The sequence below is a fragment of the Bradyrhizobium sp. CCBAU 11357 genome, assembly GCF_028128865.1.
GTDB lineage: Bacteria > Pseudomonadota > Alphaproteobacteria > Rhizobiales > Xanthobacteraceae > Bradyrhizobium.
On record NZ_LBJW01000102.1, the window covers coordinates 37751 to 58832 of the forward strand.

Sequence of the window (21082 nt, forward strand, 5' to 3'; positions counted from 1 at the left end):
TGCTACGTGCTCATCGAATAAGCTCGCTCGCGAATTCACCCCGCTCGGTCGGTCGGAAGACCGGTGGCGGTCTACTTCTTGGCCATAAGCTTCTCCCAACGATCAGTGATCTCTGATCTTCTGAAGTTGCTCGGGCGCGCTGAACGTCGAGAATTGAAACCGCACAGAGAGGGACATCTGAAGCAAGCCGTTCCATCTACTTTAAGCTGTGGTAAATTGATCACTGTCGCTTGGAAGTTTATTTGCGCCGCTTACTAGCTATTGCCTCGACCTCCGACGAACCCAACAATGAAGCGGGGGATTGTCATGAATGCATTTGCAAGGCTGTGCTTCTCCGCAAGCTGCTTCCTCTTGGGTGCATGTGGCGCCGTCGTTCCAGAAATGAACGAATTCTACGAAAGACCTGAGCAACAGCGGCACAACGAACGACGCATCATAGGCCAGATTCAGTGCGAGTTAAGAGAGGGGGTCCGCAGTGCGATCAAGGCACAACGGAATAAGCTTGGCGGGCCAAATGTTGATTGGCTGATCGACTGGGGAGCGAAGGTCAACCTCAACATCGTTGCAGACGAAAAGGGAAGTTTACTCCCCGGGGCGTCTGTTACCCAGATGTACGGATTGAACAAATTCACGTTCGGAGGAGGGCTCGACCTGTCGTCCAACGCGACACGCGACGAGACTATCGAATTTACCTACGCATTTGCCGAACTGTTAGCTCAGAGCGAAGAGTCGTGCACGCCCGAAGACGCTATTCTTATCAAGAGCAATCTGAAGATCGGTGACTTCATCAATAACAAGGCTGACTTAGCGGGAGCGCCAGGTGTCGCAAGAATGCCGTTCAGCGTCTTTAGCTGGAAGGTCAGCTTCATAGTCGTCTATGGCGCAAGTGCCACGCCAACATATGAATTCATAGATGTGACCGCCGGTACGGGGAGTCCCTTTCTTAACGTGTCTCGCACAAAAACACATACAGCAACGATCACGATTGCCCCCCTCGAACGGCCGTCGCGTTACCGACAGCGCGCCATAGTTCGTCTGAGCGACGAAGGAGAAAGCATTCACGCGGCCGCCGTATTCGGGCAGGCAACCGCCAACGCCATTCGGAGCCAGCAACGAAGGTAAGGAGAAGCGCAATGAGTGATCCAGCCATTCCACAAAGTGTCGAAGAAGCGGAAAAACTCGGTCTAAAGCGCGCTTCTGCCGAAGAGATTGCTGCTCGCAGGGGTACAGACTTCCCGATGGATTTGCTCGGCAACACTCATCGGCGAAATCGCGATCCTCGGATTGTAGATTGCGCGGGCGATGATACGAACGGCAAACCCTGCCAGATCGGCGCCTGCATCAACGGAGTCCGACTAATATACTATTGCAGAGGACATGTTTGCGACGATTTAGCCTACGCTCAAGAGTGCTGATCCGCCGGGAACTCGCTTAAGCCGAAGGGCTCCGGCATCCGAGCCACCCCCGGAGCATGCTCGGGGTCGCTTCGTCAGTTGAAGTTCGAGACTTAAGGCGTGCGCGAAGGGCTCGCCTCCGTTTTCACAATAGCGGCGTCACCATGAGGCACGCACGTTCCGACATTGACTATGGCTCGCGGTGAAACCGTTTTCGGAGGTCAGAACGCCAGCCCCTCGATTGTATGGCAAGCCCGCGCGGAATGCTTCGTCGCGAGCCGTTAGTCGTGGGTCGGCTGCACCATCACTCCTACCACAGGATCAATCTTGAAAGCAGTTGCCGAACGCCAAGCGAACTGCGGGTTCAAAATTGATTTTGCTTCCTTCATATTGATCAGACCCGCATGCGTAGGGATAAGCTGGCGATTGGAAGCTGAATAACGCAGGGGACGCCAAATTTGGCGTGGTTGTAGGAAGACGAAATCTAATGAAGGCGCCGCCTTCTTTTCTTTTGCTTACCTGAACGCGAGAAGGATCAACTTCAGTCCCAAATACCGGATGGGCGCTGCCAAGCAACCCCGTTCGACACTGCTCAAACCAGTTGGCGACATCCCAAGACATATCAGCGTTAGTAAGAACCACTTGTGGGCCAAGGCGACGAGTGCACGAAGCGACCATTCGTTTGGTCCCGTCATTCGTCTCGGAAACAGCAACTGCACCTCCGCGAAACGGCTCTACCTGCCACGGCTTCCACCCTCGCGGCTCATATGTTACCCGAAGATCACGGGCTTCTTCGGGCGTGATCCAGTATATTTCATCCGGTCCGGCCGTTGCGGCTAGGGCCACCACTCTCGCATCAATGCCCATGTTTACTAGATACAAAACGAGCGCAGCCGCAATTTTTTGCGTATCGTCAAGGTCACGGCCGGAAAACAACTTCTCCGTGGGCTGAGTTAGCGCACTCTTAGTATAGAAGCGGTGGACTCCTAGCTTTGAGCCGTCATCAAGAACGCGCTCGATGCCCCCCAGGAACGCATAAGCGCACGCCGATGCGCAAACTCCGGGAGTTCGCACTGATGCGCGGCCGCCAAAATGTGGATGCCCTTCGGGATCGACTCTGTCGGAGCCAACCTCTGTCGTAAAGCCGCGAGCGCGGAATAATTCGCCTAATCTAATGCCGCCTTGCAGACTGCCGCCCGGAGAGTTTAGTCGAATACGCTTCGGAACGTAGTTCGGCGCGGCATCAAGGAAGCGCTGAAACGCTTGCGGCGTATCATCTGCAATGTTTCCTGAAGCCTGAATGAAGCCGCATTCTCGGCAGCGCGTGTCGTTTCCGCCCGGTTGAAATTTCATCGGTTCTGCAGAAACACCTGCCGTGGCTAACGAAAATATCGCCATCGATAACCGCCTTATGGTCGCCACCTTGAACATGTCTCGCGACGCCTCTTTGGATTACCGGTGTGATCAAGTGCTTTTTCCCCATGAGCGCAGGCATTCTCCGGCAATTCGGGATGGTCTGCTAGCTTGTTAGCCAGGCGGCCTCGCAACCGTCTAGGTAATCGCCTATTGGGAGCAGCTAAGGCGCCTGCCAGCCTCGCGCTTCATCTAAACGTCGATCCCAAGGACGTAGATCGGAACCTGTATGGCGCTCTTGAACTGGGGCAAGTAGCGCGTGATCTTTTCAAACGTGAGGCTGCCTTCCCAATTCTGACCAAGCGTTGCTAGATGCTTCTGAAATCGCTTAGTTGTCGCAATGTATACGCCGACATCGATCTGGTCCAACGCGGAATAAGAGGAGACCTGAAATTTCAGCAAATCGATTCCGATAAAGCTTGCATGTCCGAAGCCAACCTCTATTCCAACCCTGTCCTTTAAGAAATCCATCTTGGCGCCTAGCTCGTCTTCGTCCGCGAAAACATATGGCTGGTCTGTCCACCCTTTCGAAACAAATGCGTGGCGAAGAGTTTTGTTGAAACTTGGACGAGAGAGTTCTTCAAGACGGACCGCGCAGCTCGTCAAAATCGTTTCTATCTCCTGCTTCACCGCGAGTTTGCTGTTGAGCAGTTGCTCCGCGAAGCGGAAGGAGAATCGTTCGAGCCTGATCTTGTCCATATGAAGCCTTAAGGGGTCATCGCAGTTAATGGAGGAAAATGAGCTTGATCGACAAGGACGGATCTAGTCCCTGATCTTCCTTTCTGTCTGTCAGACTCCGAGCTATGAAGTAGTGAGTGAAGATAGCGGAAAAACTAGAGCGGCACTGTCGCGCGCAAAAATCGAGCCGCTTGGCTGATTTGTCAGGACATTCCAGAACGGAATTACGACCTCTCTGCGAAAGCACTCTCTATTCTCTAATGCCGTTAGCGGGACAGCAAATAGCCATGCGCATTTACTCCAAGACAATGAGTCGCTTTTCGTGTCGTCTAAGTACCGAAGCAATTTCCCCCCCCTTCATGCGCCACAAATTTGTCGGCCCACAAAGGCCAACCGTTCCTGTCGAACTGCAAGCTAAGCGGGTCATATGTTTCATCAGTTACATTGCTTCCGGGGATAAATACGATCGTTAGAAAGCTTTCTTTTGCGTGTGGCAGCGCGACGCGCGTGGTGGTGGGCACGGTCTCTCGGAAAAGGTCCATACAAACCGTTAGTCTGCCGATCGGTTTGTTGCTTCGAGGGCCGTGAGCTAGAACAGTGGCGCCGATAGCCGCCCAAACGGTAAGCCATTCGTGTTCCGCTTGCCTTTCGTGCGGCGCCCACCGAAAAGAAGATAGGCCGAATCCTGCAGGCGCGTTGAACAGATCGCGTGCCGTTTGTTGCAGTGAAGATAGTTCGCTAGTTACCCGAGCGACGTTTAAGAATGAGTTGTAAATATTAGACATCGGCGTCCTCAAATTGAAAAGTTAGATGGGGTCACGTCTATCAACTCGGGTAATGACCACTGTCGTCGCGAGAACTGATAAGGCTGGCTAATACTCACCTTCTCTAAGCAAACATGCGAGAACCCTTTGAAGGTGCCGACGCCCAGCTTCTCGAGAAAGGCTATTGCATCGGCGCACCAAACCGCACACGCTCCTGTCCCCTTTTCTCTCGCACCAGCATTACGAAGGGTGGAAAGTACTTCGTTCCATTGGATGATGGTGCTGCTCGGAGCTTGAAACGCGTCCAGCTCGGCTGTCTTCACCAACGAGACATGGAAGTTGCGGGCACCACTTCTTGCACAGAGGCGGGCTTGCTCGTCTATTTGGGAGCGCAGCAGATCGGCATCCCATTTTATTTCCACAATCCAGCGCGCAGGCTCTTGCTCAAGCTGGCCGTCGATAATCAGGTCGGGTTCAATGGTATGCGCATTTAAGGCGCATTCATCAACTCGAAACCGCCGCCAAAAGTCGATGCGGGTTACTTCAATATTAGAGGTGGATGCGGGATCAACGATCCAAGAAAGTATCTTGCCGGCATCGTGCGGAGACATGAACTTCAGCGGAGTGAAGAGCGTGGACGTGATCGGATCCTCAATGGTCCGCCGTGCGCCCTCAAAGTGGGTCGGTAGCTTTACTTTACTTTTTAGATAGGCATCTAACATGGCCGACCCCCACCCGCTGCGACGCAGGCAGCCATTATCTCGCTAAGGAATTGCCGAGCTTTTTTGCTTCTGCCAGATCGATGCGCGCAACGGTGCCGTGCTTGGCTAGCAAATAGAGAAGGTTGTTCCCGTCTAGTAAAGTAAGTGGCTTGCCTTTTGCAAATCGATGCGCATCGGGGCCGAAGCCCGAAGTGGTGACGATTATTCCTTTTGTCGCGCCTTCAGAAAGGACGGTGCCGTACAAATCTCTTACAGCGCTAACATCCACTGTGTTTGTGTAACGCTTCGCTTGAATTACAATCTTGCCGCCTCTTATTGGGTCGGGATCAAACGCTATTGCGTCAACACCGCCGTCGCGGCTTGCTTGAGTTACCTTTACCTCGCCACCCCCCGCCGAGAACTCCTTTTCGAACAACTGCCGAATCAAATGCTCAAACTCTTCCCATCCGATTGCTGCTATATTTGCGCCAGACTCCATTCCGCCCATAACGTCATGGCTATTGACGAAGCGCTTATCAGATCGGTCAATGTTTATAATCGGCCTAACAGGCGTCAAGGAGCTAATTTGCGGACTCGCGACGCCCTTCAATGAGCGAAAGCAGGTCTTCGCATCGACTTCGCGAAGGTTGATCTTCAAGAGTTCGCTGGCCTCAGTATGAAGCGACACGATGCACGCGGTCGTCTGGTTTCCCGTTGCGCGATTGATGTACGTAACCCAACCATTAAACACGATGGCTTGAACAGCTTGCTCAGTATCGCAAGTGAAGAACGCGTGAGGCACCGCAAGAGCTAGCTGATAGACAAATTCGTCATATACTTTCTGAACGAAGCTGTCCTTATGTTTGACCTCTTCAATTTCATTCTTGGAAGCGACGTATCGAAAGCTCTTAATGTTTGGAGTCTTCTCGAACTCTGGCAGGTCGAGGTCAATGACCAGTGTCTTTGCGGCCTCATCGAAATGTAGCTGGTATTCGCCCGACAGGAAATCGTCCGGCACTGGGAGTAAATTCCAAACGTTCTCGAATAGCCAGTAAACGCTATCCGCATTGCCATTCTTCAAGCCTGCGACGGAAGCGGCAAGCTCGGCATTTGCCATTTCCCGATTCTCTTCCCAAGCGGCCTTCTTGGCTGACCAATCGGCCATCAAACGTTGTTGAGTCTGATAAAGGTCGTCGTTGGCTTTCTTTATGCTGGCTGTTTGGTTCGACCACTGCCCATAAGCTTTGAGGTACAATCCCTCAGCCTGGTCCATCTTCTTCTTCCGCAGGAGCGGAAAAATTTTGTCGAGAATGCCAAGCTGTGGCTCTTCTCGCTTCGGTGCGCTTGGATATTCAAGGTATCTGGGAGCCTGCGGCTGGCGTTCGCCAAAGGGTGCAGTGATCTTCTGCTTGGTCGTTTCGAAGACTGGCGAGGCGTTGACGATTAAAGGCAGCACCTGCCCAAGCCCTTGGATTGCTTGCTCGGCCTCCTCAGTCCGGTCTGCCGCCTCTTCCTTCAACGCCTCTCGTTCAGCGCGCTTGTCTGCCGCAGACTTACTCCTTTGGGTGCGCGCCACGGATTTTAAGTACTGTGCATCCCAAGCTGACTTCTTTAGGTCAGCCTTCAATTGGGCTTCGGCCGGGGTCCGCCCCCTGACAACCTGATATTTACCCAAAGCTTCATGCCAAACCGTGATCGAGTACATAGAAAAAAGCCCCTCAAACCCTGCAACTTAGCATTGCTGGCCGGGACCTGATACCCGGACAAAGGTCGCTTTACAATTCGCAAACGGGGAAACTAGAGCGGCCATACGTCCCGCTTTTCCAGGCTACATGATCCAAACTAGCCGGCGGACGAAAACAATTCATGCTCGTTGGTTTGCAAAAGCATTCCTGATATTCGCGTTGAAAAACTGACCTATCGAAGACGCGTTCATTAGTTGTTCGTATATGACCTCAGGCACGTTGTAATATTCGTAAATCGTTCCATTCCTGAACTCGACTTCCAAAATTTCCGAGCCGGGGGAATACCCTATGGACGCGATGTGTGACGAAGCGACAGCTTGCCTTTCCATATCATTCTCCCGCTTCGTCAGATTGCCAGCCGGGATTTTGCGAGCGCCAAGCGGCAGAAAGCCGGACGTAGTTCTCGGGCTTTCGCTGCTCTGACCATGCTTCAGCGACATGCGGGTCTTCGCTACCCGGTCGCGCCTCGACCGGTGGCAAGTTGATTCTGAGCCGGACAGGAAGTTTTGCGGCTTCGCCAGTGACGATTGCTTCCCCAGTTCTGAGTACTGGCAAACTATCGACCAGGCCGCTAAGGCTGTCGGGTAGAGTTGATTGGACCCTCGCCCGGTCTGCCGCGTTGGATAGCCTGAGCGCCACGAACGTTCCGCACTGAGAGAGGATCGTATCGTCGATTTCTGACGGCCGCTGGCTTACAATCATTGCGCCAACCCCAAATTTGCGACCCTCCTTCACGATACGCTGGACCATATCGCGCGCAAAGCCGTCGGCATCTTTGCCCAAATATCGATGGGCCTCTTCCATAACAACCAATTGCGGACGACTTCGACCTCCCTCCGGCATGTACCGTCCCCAGAATAGCGCTTCATAGATTATGTTCAGAATGCTTCCGATCAATTGCATCAGGACCGAGCTGGGGACGCCGGACAGATCAAGGACCGTGATTGGCTTATCGTGCCCAAGCCACTCGGCAAGCAAATCTGAGAGGTCCTTTCCAATCTTGCCGTCCAAGTCTGGCTCCCACGGACCGGGATGTAAAAGAAAATCATAACGACGATCAAGAAGCCTCGATCTAAGTTGACTCAGTTGTCGTCTTATCGAAAGGACGCCTACAACGTTCGCTGTGGGCAATGCCGATCCTGCTGCGACCGGCTTATAAACAGGAGCCAGAAGAGTGTTTGCATCGCCTGCGCTGACCAGTGCGGGGGTCGTCTTTGCTTGATCTGCCCATGTCTTTATTTCCGGGTCGAGCAAGTCAAGCCACAGCTTCCTCAAGCTGAACGGAAGTGGGCTATCGGCGGTGATTGCGTTGGGGTCGGCGCCGAGAAACTTTTCTCGGGCCAGAATTACGGACTTCTCGCTGAAAACCTTGTCCATGATTCCAGCGAATGCTTTGTCTTCGAGCTTTCCCATCAGGAAGGCGAAAAGTGCGCCTGTATCCAATGCCCAATATGGTACGACAAGTTTTTCCTCCCCTTGAAGCGGGCTAACGCGAAAGACCTTTGCTACAGAACTCAAGGCAGAAGAATACTCCCCGTGGATATCAAGGATTAGAATTCTTGCATTGGAATATTCCGCTGCCTCTTGCGAGTTGCCAACGATCGCCCGCAAGAGACTCGTGACCGTGGTTGACTTTCCCGAACCTGTCGAACCTAAAACGGCACTATGTCTCGTAATTAATCGGTCGAGGTCGATTTGCGCGGAAATGCTTTCCGCGCCAGCAAGTCGCCCGATCGTAATCTGGCCTCGTTCTTTCGTTCCGTAAATTTTACCTAAGTCCTCCTCCGTAACTAAGTGCACTTCATCGTTGATACCTGGATATTGGCTTATGCCACGTTCGAATGCCGCTTCAACGATCTCACCTACAAGCTGAACCGTCAGCCATCGGTCACCGCGCAAAGAAAGGTTTTCTACTGCTTCGGGCGTGGCTGTGGCCCCGACCTGCGAGATAATGCCGTAGAGATCGTGGTATCCTTGCGGAATACGAACAAAGCTACCCATTTGGCCTGTCCGATAACTCCGGCCGCCAATAATCGATATCCCGGATGATAGACCTTGAAGTTGTCTGACGCTTACTGACGAACCAGCTACTGCGCCAACGTGTCCGAGCAGAGTTGGTGAGTTCATGATGCCGCCGTCGATGAAGTAGGTGCACTAGCGGTAGTTGTCATTCCAAACGCTTGATTGGATCGAGCGGCGGCAAAAAAGCGCGCGAATGCCTCAATGTCGCCAAGCAAGAACTTTGCCGGTGATGCAGAATCGGATTTCCCCCAATAGGTCGCGCGAATTGGGCCCCAGTCTTTCGTTGGCAACTCGCTTGGTAGGACCCAAGGTCCGCGTGCGCCGTTCACCTTGGCCATATCGGGACTGTAAACGCTGAAATTCGGAAGGCGCTTTGCAAGTTGGCAGGCGGCCACTTCGTTCTCTAGTTTCTGAAACTGAAATGCAAAGACGCTTGCAGAAGCATTGCCCGCGAGTGAATCGCTAATGCGTGCGGATATATGGGAATCTTGAAAGGAAAAGCCTATCGACACAAGCAACGTGTCCGGCGTCAGCAAGAAGGCCCGTAACCGATCGAGAAGCGCGGCATATGGGGCTTTCTGCGTCTGATCATACTTTAGGTACTCCGGGAATACCAAGTGCGTTGCAGAATTGTGGCCTGTACGAACAACCTCTCCGCTTCTGCCTGCTTTCCACCCAAGCGAGCCATGGAGTTTCCAAAGCCTTGTCCAACGTGAGGGCAGGTCATTGCTTGCCACGGAAACCGGATCGAAGAACGGTTCTCTACCTCCGGTGAAGCCATCGTAGTAAGGAGCTGCCGTTCGCTCAAACGCTTCTTCAAAGAGCAGGTCATAGTTTGTAGTGAATATCTCGACTGGAAAATCTCTTGATGTGCCGGTGATCCAGTTCACTATTTCCGAGTATGCCGAAACGCCTTCGGGCAAATTTACCGCGACAATTCTTCCAATCTCATTGCATATTGCCTCGCCGAACTCCTCATACCCGCTTCCGTCAAGATCGTGGACCTTTGAGCCACCAAGCACTTTGCTTAAAGCGCGGACTCGGGACAAGATTGTCTCGATATCGTGCGAGGTGAGCTCGGCCTTTAGCGCGGCTATTTGGTTTCCGTATATGGGTTCTAGCTTGCTGAGCACTTGAGATGTCAGCCCAACGACTGCGGGGATCAATGGTCGATTTCCGGCCGAATCCCTCATTCCGGCGGGTGCTCCCGCGCCTATTAGAAGGCCAATCCGCTTCCGACCTTGAGCAATGATGGTTCGGAGTGCCGCCATATGCTGGTCGGGGTTGTGAATGACTGTAGTCATCGTTTCCTTGGGTCGTTTTGTGGTTTATCAAATAATTGTGGGCGGCGATTCTTTCGCTTGCAAGTAGAGATTAGTCCAATCAGTTGATCATTCCCCCGTATTCTTTGCGTACACGCAGGCAGGCGCGATGGATGTCTTAAGTTTGGCTCGCAACCTTTGATGTTTCGGCAGGAACCGTCCGCGCGTAACCGGGCGAAGCAAGCTCTTCCAGGCGTCGCTCTAAGAATTCATTGGCAACGATCAGCGCCTTGACCGCTTCGTGTACGTCGCCACCGCAAGCCTCTATCGCCTCCGGTCGCGATGGCCGATATGTGAAGGTCTAGTTTGAATCATTGTTCTTGTTTTGTTCTATATGTCAATCCGCTGCCCGCAAATTCGCAGAAGCCTTGTCTCATGATTCGATTTGGGATCGAATAGTTGCCGACCAGGATAATTTCAACCGATTGGAGGAGACGGGTGGCCTACACCGCTGAGATTAGCAGAGACTATCCAACCTGCATTTTATTTTTGATTGATCTGTCCGCATCGATGGCTGAAGAGATTGAAGCAGGTGTTCGCAAGGCCGACTTCCTAGCTGACTCCCTCAACCGCAGCTTGATGGAGCTCGTTATTCGGTGTCGAAAGGCCGAAGGTGTCCTGAACTATTTCGATATCGGCGTGATCGCTTATTCGGGCAATAGTTCGGTGCCTGGGTTCGGTGGGGCGTTGGCGGGCACTCATATTTCCGACGTGGCGTCTTTGGCAAAGAACCCAATTCGCGTTGAGACGCGACGCAAGAAGGTCTCAGATGGGGCCGGTGGACTTGTTGAAACGGAGGTCAAATTCCCTGTCTGGTTTGATCCGACCGCCTCAGGCGGCACTCCTATGCGCTCGGCGCTGCTAATGGCGACCGACTTGATTTCTGATTGGTGCCGCGAGCACCAGAATTCATTTCCGCCCACGATAATCCATGTGACTGATGGCGAACCAACAGACGGAAACGAAACAGAAGTGGAGCAAGCGGCGCAGTCGTTGACTAATCAACGCACCAAGGATGGCGGCGCGCTGTTGTTGAATTTGCATGTGAGCGGTGGAGGACAGCCGGTTCGTTTCCCGACAAGCGAGACTGCGCTCAAGGATAGCTACGCGCGAATGCTTTATCGAATGAGTTCTGTCTTGCCTCCTGAGTTTCAGCGAAGGGCCGCTGAATCTGGTGTCTCCGTGTCGGAAGGAAGTCGCGGATATATCTATAACGCTAAGCTCGACGATATCGTTACGTTTTTCGATATTGGGACACGGCCTCGTCTCGGCGGCCCAGATCGATAGATCTAGGAGTATCCAAAGTTGATAAGGTCGCAAAGGGCCTTCCGATTAGCAAAAGAGTATGGGCGACCTTGTGAGGACTTCGTTGCCGGTTGGAGAAAAGAGGGACGATATGCCGTCAGCGATGGCGCTTCGGAGTCATTCGACAGCGCGGGTTGGGCCAAAATATTGTGTCGCCACTATCTAAGAGACATCAATTTTGGATCAGATTGGATTGTAGGAGCGCGGCACAGATATAATGCAGGCAGGAAAGTTGATCTGGACGATTGGTCTGCACAACATGCCTCCGAAAGGGGAAGTTCAGCAACGCTTCTTGGATTGACGATCTCGCCAACGAACATCGTTGCCCATGGCGTGGGAGATACCACGATGTTCATATGCAACGGATCGCAAAATTTCACTACGTTCCCCGCAGAGCCATCTGGCGGCTACGGCAACAGTCCTGAGCTTTTGTGTAGCGATTCGGCCCAGAGTCGCATTTCCGAGACTGATGATTTCTTTCTTCGCCATACCTTAGTTCATCCGGCTCCTGCCATCGGCTGGTACGGTACAACTCTCATCGTGGTCACGGACAGCTTGGCTGCATGGATCGTTGAGGGACCCGTAGAAGACAGATGGCTAAGGCTAAATGAGCTCTGCGCAGTTCGTGATAGAGACGCATTTCAAGCTCTGTGCGTGGGTGCAATGGAGAGACGGAGCTTGCGTAAAGACGATTTCGCTTTGCTGGTGATCGAATTATGAACTTCCCATCGGCTGGCCACTACAATGAAGCAGTTCAGGCCCCGAGCCTATACTTCTCTGTCCCTGATATTCAGAAGTGCAAAGTTCAGACTGATGCACTCGAACTTCCAGAAGTGCTATCGGGCGGCTTTGCCTACACATACAAGTTCATAGGTCCGACCAGCAATTTAGCCGTCCGGTGCTTTCACAGAGAGATATCTGATATTTTTCGACGCTATCGAGAGATATCATCCTTTCTGAGGCAGGCAAATTCGCCGTACTTTGTGAATTTCTCATTTTTTCCCGGAGGCGTGCGAGTAAATAATGCCGCATTCCCCGTCGTCACGATGGACTGGATCGATGGTGAAACGCTTCTCAGCTTTGCCGCGCGCCACAGAGCTAACTCTGACGCAATCGCAAGGTTGTCAGAACAAATTTTTGCTTTGTCAGAGGATTTCGAGCTGAGGGGGTATGCGCATGGCGATATTCAGCACCGCAACATGATGATCAGTCGGCGCGGAGAACTAAAGCTCGTCGATTATGACGCAATGTTTGTCCCGGCGCTCGCGGATCTAGGAGCCGCTGATTTTGGCCACCCTCATTTTCAGCATCCCGCGCGAACCGCCGCAGATTACGGGCCGAAGATGGACCGATTTCCACTTATAGTGCTGGATCTGAGCCTGGCAGCTTTGCGGGCGAAGCCATCGCTGTTTGACCGGTACCATCAGGGTGAAAACCTAATACTCTCCAAGTCTGATTTTATGTCGCCGTCTCAATCGGCGGCTCTTAAAGATATCGCAAGCATAGATAGCTTGAAAGCCAGTGTTGGAGTCTTCTGCGACCTGTGTCGGCGGAAGTCGATTAAAGAGATTCCTAGCCTGAAGGAGTTTCGGCAAGGAGTTGGGGGTCAAGGTGGCGTTGTTGGTGCGCAGACTTTCACTAGCAACACGGTGGCTCGGGCCGATTACGCGTCACCCTATCCCGTAGTGGACGGTATGAACTATAGCTCAGCGAAACATTTTGTTGGGCAGCAAGTCGAACTGGTTGGCGAGGTGCTTCAGGTCAAAAGCGTCTCAGAGGGAGCACTTGTCTTGTTGCGCTTTGGTACCGCGTACTCTCGTACCCCTACTGTAGTGTTGCCCGGCACAAACTTCGCGAAGCTGTATGCGCAGCATAAGAGTATGTCAGGTTCCTATTGGGTCAGCGCTTCGGGGGTGATGCGCGTTCACAGGAGTGGCAAATACCAGACGATCCAGGTATTCGCGAAGGAGCTATCAGATATTAGTATTCTCGCTGACGAAGACGAAGCTCAGTACCGTCTTGGTCGAAGGCGCAATGAACCGGCTGCTCCGCTAGAACCGCCCATAATCGTGCGTAAAGCGGCGGGTACTAGTTTGCCAGACTGGTTGGAGCAGGAGCCGACCGGGGTTGAAAGCGAAAAGCGGGTCGAGGCGAAGCCGGTACCGGTAGTAAAGACGTGGACGAAGGCGACTTCGGTTGGAAACAATGCGCCGCAATGGGTTTTGGATCAGAGTGGTCGAGCACCAGCCACCCCAGCCGCGACGACTATAGGCGCCACTGGAAAACCGGCGGGGCCGCATCAAACATCTGTGGTCACGCCAGTCGTCAGCTCCGCTACGCGGCCTTTGTCGCTTAAGGATCGCTTGAAGCTTGTGGTCTCTAAAGTGTTCTGGGGAATTTAGTCATTGTCACCGAGAACTATCGCTGCACTCACAATGCTGGCGCTACTTTGTTCAAGTTCAAACGAGGTCGATGGAATGGACAGCCGCCTGCTCGGCCAGACAAGTGTTATCGACGGGGACACGATTGAAATTCGCGGCAGTCGCATTCGGCTTTGGGGTATTGACGCGCCTGAGCACGACCAGCTGTGTCGAGGTGAGGACAGTATCGAATATCGCTGCGGTGCGAAGGCTGCGAATGCGCTTGATCAATTAATTGGAGCGCGAACCGTTTCGTGCCTGACCATCGATACCGACCGTTACGGCCGAGCAGTTGCAAAGTGCTCTGTAGGAGGTGTTGATCTTGCTAAGTGGCTTGTCGCGCAGGGCCATGCCCTTGACTGGCCACGTTATTCGAAAGGCGAGTATAATCAGGAGCAAAAGCAAGCCGAAAAGGCTGGGATTGGCATTTGGGCGGGTAGCTTCGTTGAACCGTGGAGATACAGAAATTGCCTAAGAGCGGGGCGAAGTTCTATTGCATGTTCGGATGACCAACGCGCGAACGCAAAGCCGGATTGAGCTATGACACTCCACCGAGTGCTGATCATTGCCTTCGCCTATATCCCGACGTTCTCTCATGCCGAGATTCTTAAGTGTAAGATTGATGGTGTCAAAGAAGCCGTCTTCATTGCTACGGCTCCCCACACCAATTCCCAAGATGGCGATTATGCACGCATTGGCGTTTCACCCGGTGTTGGAAATAGAGCCTACGCGGTAGGCGATCGGATGGGCGCTGCTGCCTATGTTGAGCTAAACACCGATGGTACCCCAATTGGCTTGATCACTGTTCAGAAGAACTTGCGGGTAATTCGATCAAGCCAAGCGATTGACCCATTCGGCACAGTCCTCGCTCCGTCACAGAGCATTGGCCTCTGTACTCGATGTGAGAGCGCCATTAGCTGCAGTAGATAACCTTAGTTACATCAAAGGGAATGATGGAAATGAAGGTAGCATTCGTAGTAGCAGGGCTGGCGTTTTCGTCTACGTCAGCCTTGGCGCAGGAAATCACGGCGGTATGTACCTATGAGCGCTCAATAGATGACGCCGGAAAAAGCAGCGCGACGGTGGGCAGCTTTTCTGTAAAGATCGCGTACATGCTGCCCATAGGCCAGCCCTTGAATGTTCAGGTACGGACCACTAAGGGGCCTTGCTTCGACTTTCTTGCGAAGGGCGATGAAATGGCGATTCACGGCGGATGCGTGCGAACACTAGAGGGTAAGATGAAGGTGGAAAACCTCTTTACGTTTGATCGTGTGAGTGGCGCATTTGAGCAGACCGTGCGCTTCAATGATAAGGGCGGGCTTGTACACTCCGGTCACTGCGTGCCCGTGAAGCCCGCGCTGTAAAATTCTTGATCTAAATAGCTCTAGCGCGCTCAAACGGTTGACCGAATTTATCGCCGCGCAGTCTGTAATTAGGAACGACAAGCTTAACGCCAGCTTATGCAGTCGAGTTGATAACCATGGCCATTGACGCGTTCTCCGACGCCGAGCCTCTATTCCTCACCGAGAAGTTCTTCGTCGGCCGCCTAGAAGGATGGATCTGGTGGAAAGCCTTGTTGAAGGGCCTCTTAAGCGCGCAAACGAGACCGGGTGTGCCTTCCCTTGGAAGTGCACTCGCGACACACCGCAAGCGAGCGGTAAATCATCCAAATTGAATTTCGACGATTGGTTCTATGCAGTCGATCAGAGAGCTTGCATCGTTCGCGGAAGCGCCGGGCGAGCGGGCATTCCGTTCGCCACGGCGCATATCACTTATCGGAAGCTGCCAAGGGGGACAATCAAGCCGCCTGATTCAGCTTCTTGAACACTGCGCTCGATGATGCGTGAGCATATTTGAGCAGCATTGTAGCATCGCGGTGACCGCTTATCGTTGCGACCTCTGGGATAGTCAAGCCTAGCTCAAAGAATCGGCTGATGGCCTCATGCCGCAGATCGTGAAATCGCAAGTCGTCGATTTGAGCGCGTTCCGTAAGGCGATCCCAAGCTAAATGTATTGCGTTTCCCGTCATTGAGAACACGCGCCCTCCAATGGAGCATCGCTTTGGTAATGCCTTGATGGCATCGTTTGAAAGCGGAATCGCTCTCGCGTGCCCGTTTTTCGTGACCGGAATTGTGAGGAGCCGTCTTTTTTTGTCGAGGTCTTTCCATTGCATATTGGCTATTTCGCCTCTCCTCATGGCGGTAGCGAGCGCGAAATGGATGATCTGAACGATTTCTTCGCTTCGGCAACAATGGGCAGCTTTCACCAGCCGATCCAATTCTCCGTGGCGTAACCGGCGAGTGCGCATGCGCATCTTTACAGAGAAGCGAAGCGCCTTGATCGGATTGTCCTTGATCGGAATTGCCCACTCGCGCTTCGCGACTTCGAACATATGCTGGATTGGGTTCAACTGGCGCTTCAGCGTGGTCGGCGCAACGCAAGCTAGTCGGCGGTCCCGATAACTTGCGAAGTCGGTAGTTTTCAAGTTTGAAAGCGGTAGTTTGCAGATTGGGTCGCCGAGCATTCGTGCGAGCACGGCGTCTTCAATCTTTCCACCGCGCTTCTTAGGAATCACTTCTTTGCGGTAGCGGGCAATAAGGTCGGCGAACGTAACGACCTTGAGAACGCTGCTATCGGCGGGCAACTCCGACCGATCCGCCTGAATTTCCATTTGCCTCGCCCAGGCGTCCGCGTCCTTCCTCCTTAGGAAGGACTTGGACACGGCCCCCGAGCCTGCCCGCCTGACCTGAACCTGCCATTTCTTGCCGCGTTGCCGGATTGTGGCCATGTGTTTTCTCGCTGTGACACAGTTGTGACAGCGAGCTTTTCGGGCACTGGCTAGGGAGGTCTCAGATAGCTGAAAAAGCCCTATATTCTGGCCTTTCCAGACTGGCGCACCCGACACGATTCGAACGTGTGACCTTTGCCTTCGGAGGGCAACGCTCTATCCAGCTGAGCTACGGGTGCTAGTGGAACGTTCATTAGCCGATTGGCGCGGGGCGGGCAACCGCTTCTCGCCGGAGTGTGCTTCAAGCCGATTTGCGCCTGACCGGGGCCGGAACCGGCTTTCCGCCGAGGGCGGCGAATTCGGCGAGCACCCGGTCGGCGCAGATGACGCGGTTGCGGCCGAGGCGTTTGGCGACATAGAGCGCCTCGTCGGCGGCGCCGAGCAGCCGGTCCGGGCCGCCGTCGGTCCCATCAGGAATTTGGCTGGCGACGCCGACGCTGAGGGTGACGTGGTCGCCGGCGCCGATCGCGCCATGGGCGATTGCTAAGGCCATCACGGCGCAGCGGATCTGCTCGGCCACCATGCAGGCGCTGTCGCAATCCATGTCCGGCAGGATCAGCGCAAACTCCTCGCCGCCATAGCGGCTGGCGAGGTCGAGCGGGCGCACCGCGTGCCGGCTGACGACGCCAGCGACCGCGCGCAGGCACTCGTCACCGCTCTGGTGGCCGTGCTGGTCGTTGAACAGCTTGAAATGGTCGACGTCGACGAACAGCAGCGCCAGCGGCTTCTGCGTGCGCTGGGCGCGGGCCCATTCGCCGAGCAGCATCTGGTCGAAGGCGCGGCGGTTCGACAGGCCGGTGAGCCCGTCCTTGGTGGCGAGCTCCTTCAGCGCCGTCTCGGCGCGCTTCTGGTCGGTGAGGTCGCGCAGCGTCTCCACCACCGCGATCAGGCTGCCGGCCTCATCGTGGATCGGGCCGGCGTCGATGGCGAGATAGAGCTGGCTGCCGAGCTTGGGCATCACGCACCAGTTCTCCGCGGAGAAGCCGAGCCCGTTGTGGCCGCGCGCGGCATACTCCGAATAATACTCCGGCAGCTGCTCGGGCCGGTCGAGCGCGACGAGGTCGGCAAGGCAAGGGCGCTTCGTCTCGTAGAACGCCTGCCAATGCTTGCTGGTGCCGAGCACCTCGGAGGCGGCGACCCCGGTCAGCCGCTCGCAGGCCCTGTTCCAGATCACGACGCGGCGCTTCGGGTCGATCACGAAGGTCGGTACCACCAGGTGCTGCATCAGCCGCACCGCGTAGGAATCGGCGACATCGACGGTCCTGCGCGACTTCGGCATCAGGCCACCGCAGCCACGGGCAAGGTCCCGGGCGAGCCATCGCCGGCACCGAACAGCTTGCGCACCTCGCTGGCCGGCTTCGGCGCGCTGAACAGATAGCCCTGCATCTGGGTGCAGCCGAGCGCGCGTAGCATGTCGCGCTGCGCCTCGGTCTCGACACCCTCGGCCACCGTCGTCATGCTGCTGGCGGAAGCGATGTTCACCACCGCCTGCACGATGACGGGCGAGCCGGTGGTTTCGGCGATGTCGGCGACGAAGCAGCGGTCGATCTTGATCTTGTCGAACGGGAAGCGCTTCAGGTAGCTCAGCGAGGAATAGCCGGTGCCGAAATCGTCGAGCGCGATGCGCACGCCGATCGCGCGGAGCTGGTGCAGGATCGAGAGCGCCGCCTCGTCGTCGCGGATCAGCACGGCTTCGGTGATCTCGAGCTCGAGCCGGCGCGGGTCCAGCCCGGAGGCGGCGAGCGCGCTCGCAATCCGCAGCGCCAGCGTGTCGCATTTGAGCTGCACCGGCGAGACGTTGACCGCGACGCGCACATGCGCCGGCCAGGTCGCGGCCTCGTTGCAGGCCATGCGCAGCACCCAGTCGCCGAGCTCGGTGATCAGGCCGGTGTCCTCGGCGACCGGAATGAACTCCGCCGGCGACACCATGCCGCGCTCGGGGTGGCGCCAGCGCAGCAGCGCCTCGCAGCCGGACACTTCATTGGTGCGCAGGTCGACCAGCGGCTGATAGTGGATCTCAAAGCCGCCGTTCACCAGGGCCTGGCGCAAATCCTGCTCCATGCTGAGGCGCGCCTTGGCGCTGGCATCCATCTCCGGCTCGAAGAAGCGGTGGGTGCGGCGGCCTTCGGCCTTGGCGCCGTACATCGCGAGGTCGGCGTTCTTGATCAGCTGGTCGAGATCGGCGCCGTCCTGCGGCGCCAGCGCAATGCCGATGCTGGCATCGGTCGAGAGCTGGTGGCCGAGGCAGTGATAGGGCTGGCGGATCGCCTGGTAGATTCTCGTCACGAAGGACAGCACGTCCGCTGGGGATTGAATCCCGGTCTGGATCACCGCGAACTCGTCGCCGCCGAGCCGCGCGATCAGGTCGCCCTGCTTGAGGCAGCCGCGGAGGCGACCCGCGATGGCCTTCAACAGCTCGTCGCCGACATGGTGGCCGAGCGAATCGTTGATGCCCTTGAACTCGTCGACGTCGATGTAGAGCAGCGCGAACTGGCAGCCATCGGCGACGCTCGCCAGCTCGCGTTCGATCTGCTCGCGGAACAGGGTCCGGTTCGGCAGGTCGGTCAGCGCATCGTAATGCGCCATATGCGCGATCTTCTCGTCGGCGCGACGACGGTCGGTGACGTCGTCGATGACATGAATGAGGTAGCGCGGCTCGCCGGCGCCGTCGTTGATGCCGATCCGGGTCGAGGTGATGTAGCGCAGGCCCATGCCGGGCATTTGCCAGGCGTGCTCGTCCTTGAACAATCCCTTGGCCGATTTCAGCGCCGCGCTGTCGTCGTCGGTGATGTGGGCGGCGGCCGCCTCGGGGAAGATGTCGAAGGCGGTCTTGCCGACGACGTCCTGACGGGACTGGCCGAACAGCTGCTCGGCGACGACGTTGAGCAGCAGATATTGCCGCGTCCGGGCGTCCTTCACGGTGATCTGCGACGGGATGTGGTCGATGATCTCGCTCAGGAAGGTGTAGTTGCGATCGCGCTCCTGTTCCAGGTTGCGGCGCTCGGTGATGTCCTCGATCGTGGCGACCCATCCGCCCTGTGCGAGCGGCGTGTTGATGACCTGAAAGGCGCGGCCATTGGCCAGTTGATGGGTCAGCGTCGCGACCGTGCCTTCTGCGACGACCCGCATGACCTCGGCGCAGAATGCCTCGACGTCGCCGTCGAAGGCGCCGCGCTCCTTGCGATGATACATCGCCTCACGAATGTGACAGCCGGGCTTGATGACGTCGTGCGACAGGCCGAACATGTCGGCGTAGCGGCGGTTGCAGGTGACGATGTATCCGGCGGCGTCGTACAGGATCAGCCCCTGCGACATGTTGTTGAGGGCGGTGTCGAGCCGCAGCCGCTCCGCCTCGATCCGCTGCTGAGCCTCGCGGTTCTGCCGGTTGATCTGGCGGATGATCAGATAGAGGATCAGCGCGATCACGCCTGCCGAGAAGCCTGCCGTTGCCACCATGAAGCCGGTCTGCTGCCGCCAGTCCGCAAGGGCTGCGGCCGTGGTGTTGGTGGCGATGATGACCAGCGGGAAATGCGTCAGCGACGCGGCCGAGCCGAGCCGCTCCTCGCCGGTGACGGGGCTCCTGCCGCGGAGCGTCTGCTGACCGCCTTCGACCAGCACTTTTTGCATCAGCGGGGCATCCTTGAAGTTCCGCCCGATCAGCTCCTCGTTATGCGGATAGCGCGCCAGCAACTTGCCCTCGCGATCGAGCAGCGAAATGGCCGTGCCGTCGGCGAGCGCGACCGATGCGAAATATTGCTGATAGCTGTCCGGATCGATTCGGCGGACCATGGCGCCCAGGAAGGTGCCTTCCGCGCCGCGCAGCCGGCGCGCGACGACCGTCGTCCATTTGCCGATGATGAAGCTGCGGACCGATTCCAGGATGACCGGCTCGGCCGCCGGATTGGATTTGAACGACTGGAAATAGGCGCGCGATGAGACGTTGATCTTGGGCAGCGGCTGGGCCCGCGACCAGTTGATCAGCTCGCCCTCGGCATCGTAGATCGCGATGTCGCCGAGATACGACACGGAGCTGATCTTGCTGCGCAGCATCTGGTTTGGCCCAGGCCCGGACATGCGCTCGCGGAACATCGCTGGCGAGGTGATCTCCGGCAGGTTCATCTGCCCGATCAGGTCGGCGGCGACGACGTCGGAATCCTCGAACTGCTGATCGAAATGCCGCGCGATCAGCTTCACCGTGTTCTCAAGCTCGCGTTCGCGGTTGGCGAGGGTCCGCTCGCGAAACTCGCCGATGGCGATGGCCGTAGCGATGAAGATTCCGGCGACCAGAAACACGCCGCACAGGGTCAGCCACAGGACGGGACCACGGCGCGCCAAGGCCTCCCAGCCGTTTCTCGCGGCTTGAGACATTCCGGCTGCTACCCTGGCAAAGACCTGGCGCATTCCCCCTCACTGGAGGACCAGGAATACACCGCACAAATGGCGCAAACCTTAGGAAAGCCAGTTACCTAAGCATTAATGCAGCTGGGCTGATCGCACATCCATATGCAGCACCGCGTGTATCACGCACGA

17 protein-coding genes and 1 tRNA gene are annotated in these 21082 nt (G+C 55.9%); 7 read left to right on the top strand and 11 right to left on the bottom strand.

Translation table 11 applies throughout. The features are described 5' to 3' along the window. Positions 1–306 precede the first annotated feature (306 nt). Positions 307–1122, top strand: a complete 816-nt coding sequence (locus XI05_RS20015) for a hypothetical protein (protein ID WP_271504968.1) — start codon at positions 307–309, stop codon at positions 1120–1122. Between the two features lie 11 nt (positions 1123–1133). After that, positions 1134–1415 (top strand): hypothetical protein, encoded by a 282-nt coding sequence (locus XI05_RS20020; protein ID WP_271504970.1) that lies wholly within the window; start codon positions 1134–1136, stop codon positions 1413–1415. A 300-nt stretch (positions 1416–1715) separates the two neighbouring features. Here the strand turns inward: XI05_RS20020 and XI05_RS20025 are convergent, their stop codons facing one another. The 7 genes from XI05_RS20025 to XI05_RS20055 form a co-directional block, all read right to left on the bottom strand. After that, the gene (locus XI05_RS20025; RefSeq protein ID WP_271504972.1) at positions 1716–2825 is read right to left on the bottom strand and encodes a hypothetical protein; all 1110 of its coding nucleotides are present in this window, start codon (positions 2823–2825) and stop codon (positions 1716–1718) included. Positions 2826–2999: 174 nt separating this feature from the next. After that, positions 3000–3506 (bottom strand): BglII/BstYI family type II restriction endonuclease, encoded by a 507-nt coding sequence (locus XI05_RS20030; protein ID WP_271504973.1) that lies wholly within the window; start codon positions 3504–3506, stop codon positions 3000–3002. Between the two features lie 772 nt (positions 3507–4278). Next, positions 4279–4971: a hypothetical protein gene (locus tag XI05_RS20035; RefSeq protein WP_271504975.1), complete on the bottom strand. Its 693-nt coding sequence runs from the start codon at positions 4969–4971 to the stop codon at positions 4279–4281. 34 nt (positions 4972–5005) lie between these two features. Further along, the gene (locus XI05_RS20040) at positions 5006–6655 is read right to left on the bottom strand and encodes a restriction endonuclease (RefSeq protein ID WP_271504978.1); all 1650 of its coding nucleotides are present in this window, start codon (positions 6653–6655) and stop codon (positions 5006–5008) included. A gap of 159 nt (positions 6656–6814) precedes the next feature. Then, complete coding sequence (locus tag XI05_RS20045) at positions 6815–7135, bottom strand: KTSC domain-containing protein (protein ID WP_333939957.1); 321 nt, start codon at positions 7133–7135, stop codon at positions 6815–6817. After that, positions 7026–8696: an ATP-binding protein gene (locus tag XI05_RS20050; protein WP_271504981.1), complete on the bottom strand. Its 1671-nt coding sequence runs from the start codon at positions 8694–8696 to the stop codon at positions 7026–7028. Before XI05_RS20050 ends, XI05_RS20045 begins: the two co-directional genes overlap by 110 nt. Positions 8697–8818: 122 nt before the next feature. Next, positions 8819–10021 (bottom strand): SIR2 family NAD-dependent protein deacylase, encoded by a 1203-nt coding sequence (locus tag XI05_RS20055; RefSeq protein ID WP_271504983.1) that lies wholly within the window; start codon positions 10019–10021, stop codon positions 8819–8821. Positions 10022–10477: 456 nt separating this feature from the next. Here XI05_RS20055 and XI05_RS20060 point away from each other — a divergent pair, with 456 nt between their 5' ends. From XI05_RS20060 to XI05_RS20075, 5 genes are all read left to right on the top strand, one after another. Further along, complete coding sequence (locus XI05_RS20060) at positions 10478–11326, top strand: vWA domain-containing protein (RefSeq protein ID WP_271504985.1); 849 nt, start codon at positions 10478–10480, stop codon at positions 11324–11326. Positions 11327–11344: 18 nt separating this feature from the next. After that, positions 11345–12064, top strand: a complete 720-nt coding sequence (locus XI05_RS39825) for a protein phosphatase 2C domain-containing protein (protein WP_442869298.1) — start codon at positions 11345–11347, stop codon at positions 12062–12064. After that, on the top strand, positions 12061–13746 hold the full coding sequence (locus tag XI05_RS20065) for a hypothetical protein (RefSeq protein ID WP_271504987.1): 1686 nt from the start codon (positions 12061–12063) through the stop codon (positions 13744–13746). Before XI05_RS39825 ends, XI05_RS20065 begins: the two co-directional genes overlap by 4 nt. Before the next feature lie 75 nt (positions 13747–13821). After that, a complete protein-coding gene (locus tag XI05_RS20070; protein ID WP_271504989.1) occupies positions 13822–14301 on the top strand; it encodes a thermonuclease family protein in 480 nt (159 codons plus the stop codon). A 422-nt stretch (positions 14302–14723) separates the two neighbouring features. Then, positions 14724–15128 carry a hypothetical protein gene (locus XI05_RS20075; RefSeq protein ID WP_271504991.1) on the top strand — a complete coding sequence of 135 codons (405 nt, stop codon included), beginning with the start codon at positions 14724–14726 and terminating at the stop codon, positions 15126–15128. A 434-nt stretch (positions 15129–15562) separates the two neighbouring features. Here the strand turns inward: XI05_RS20075 and XI05_RS20085 are convergent, their stop codons facing one another. From XI05_RS20085 to XI05_RS20100, 4 genes are all read right to left on the bottom strand, one after another. Next, a complete protein-coding gene (locus XI05_RS20085; RefSeq protein ID WP_271504992.1) occupies positions 15563–16552 on the bottom strand; it encodes an integrase in 990 nt (329 codons plus the stop codon). Between the two features lie 102 nt (positions 16553–16654). Further along, positions 16655–16731 (bottom strand) — tRNA-Arg (locus tag XI05_RS20090). Positions 16732–16793: 62 nt separating this feature from the next. Beyond that, on the bottom strand, positions 16794–17831 hold the full coding sequence (locus XI05_RS20095) for a sensor domain-containing diguanylate cyclase (RefSeq protein ID WP_271504995.1): 1038 nt from the start codon (positions 17829–17831) through the stop codon (positions 16794–16796). Beyond that, complete coding sequence (locus XI05_RS20100; RefSeq protein WP_271504996.1) at positions 17831–20953, bottom strand: bifunctional diguanylate cyclase/phosphodiesterase; 3123 nt, start codon at positions 20951–20953, stop codon at positions 17831–17833. Before XI05_RS20100 ends, XI05_RS20095 begins: the two co-directional genes overlap by 1 nt. Positions 20954–21082 lie beyond the last annotated feature (129 nt).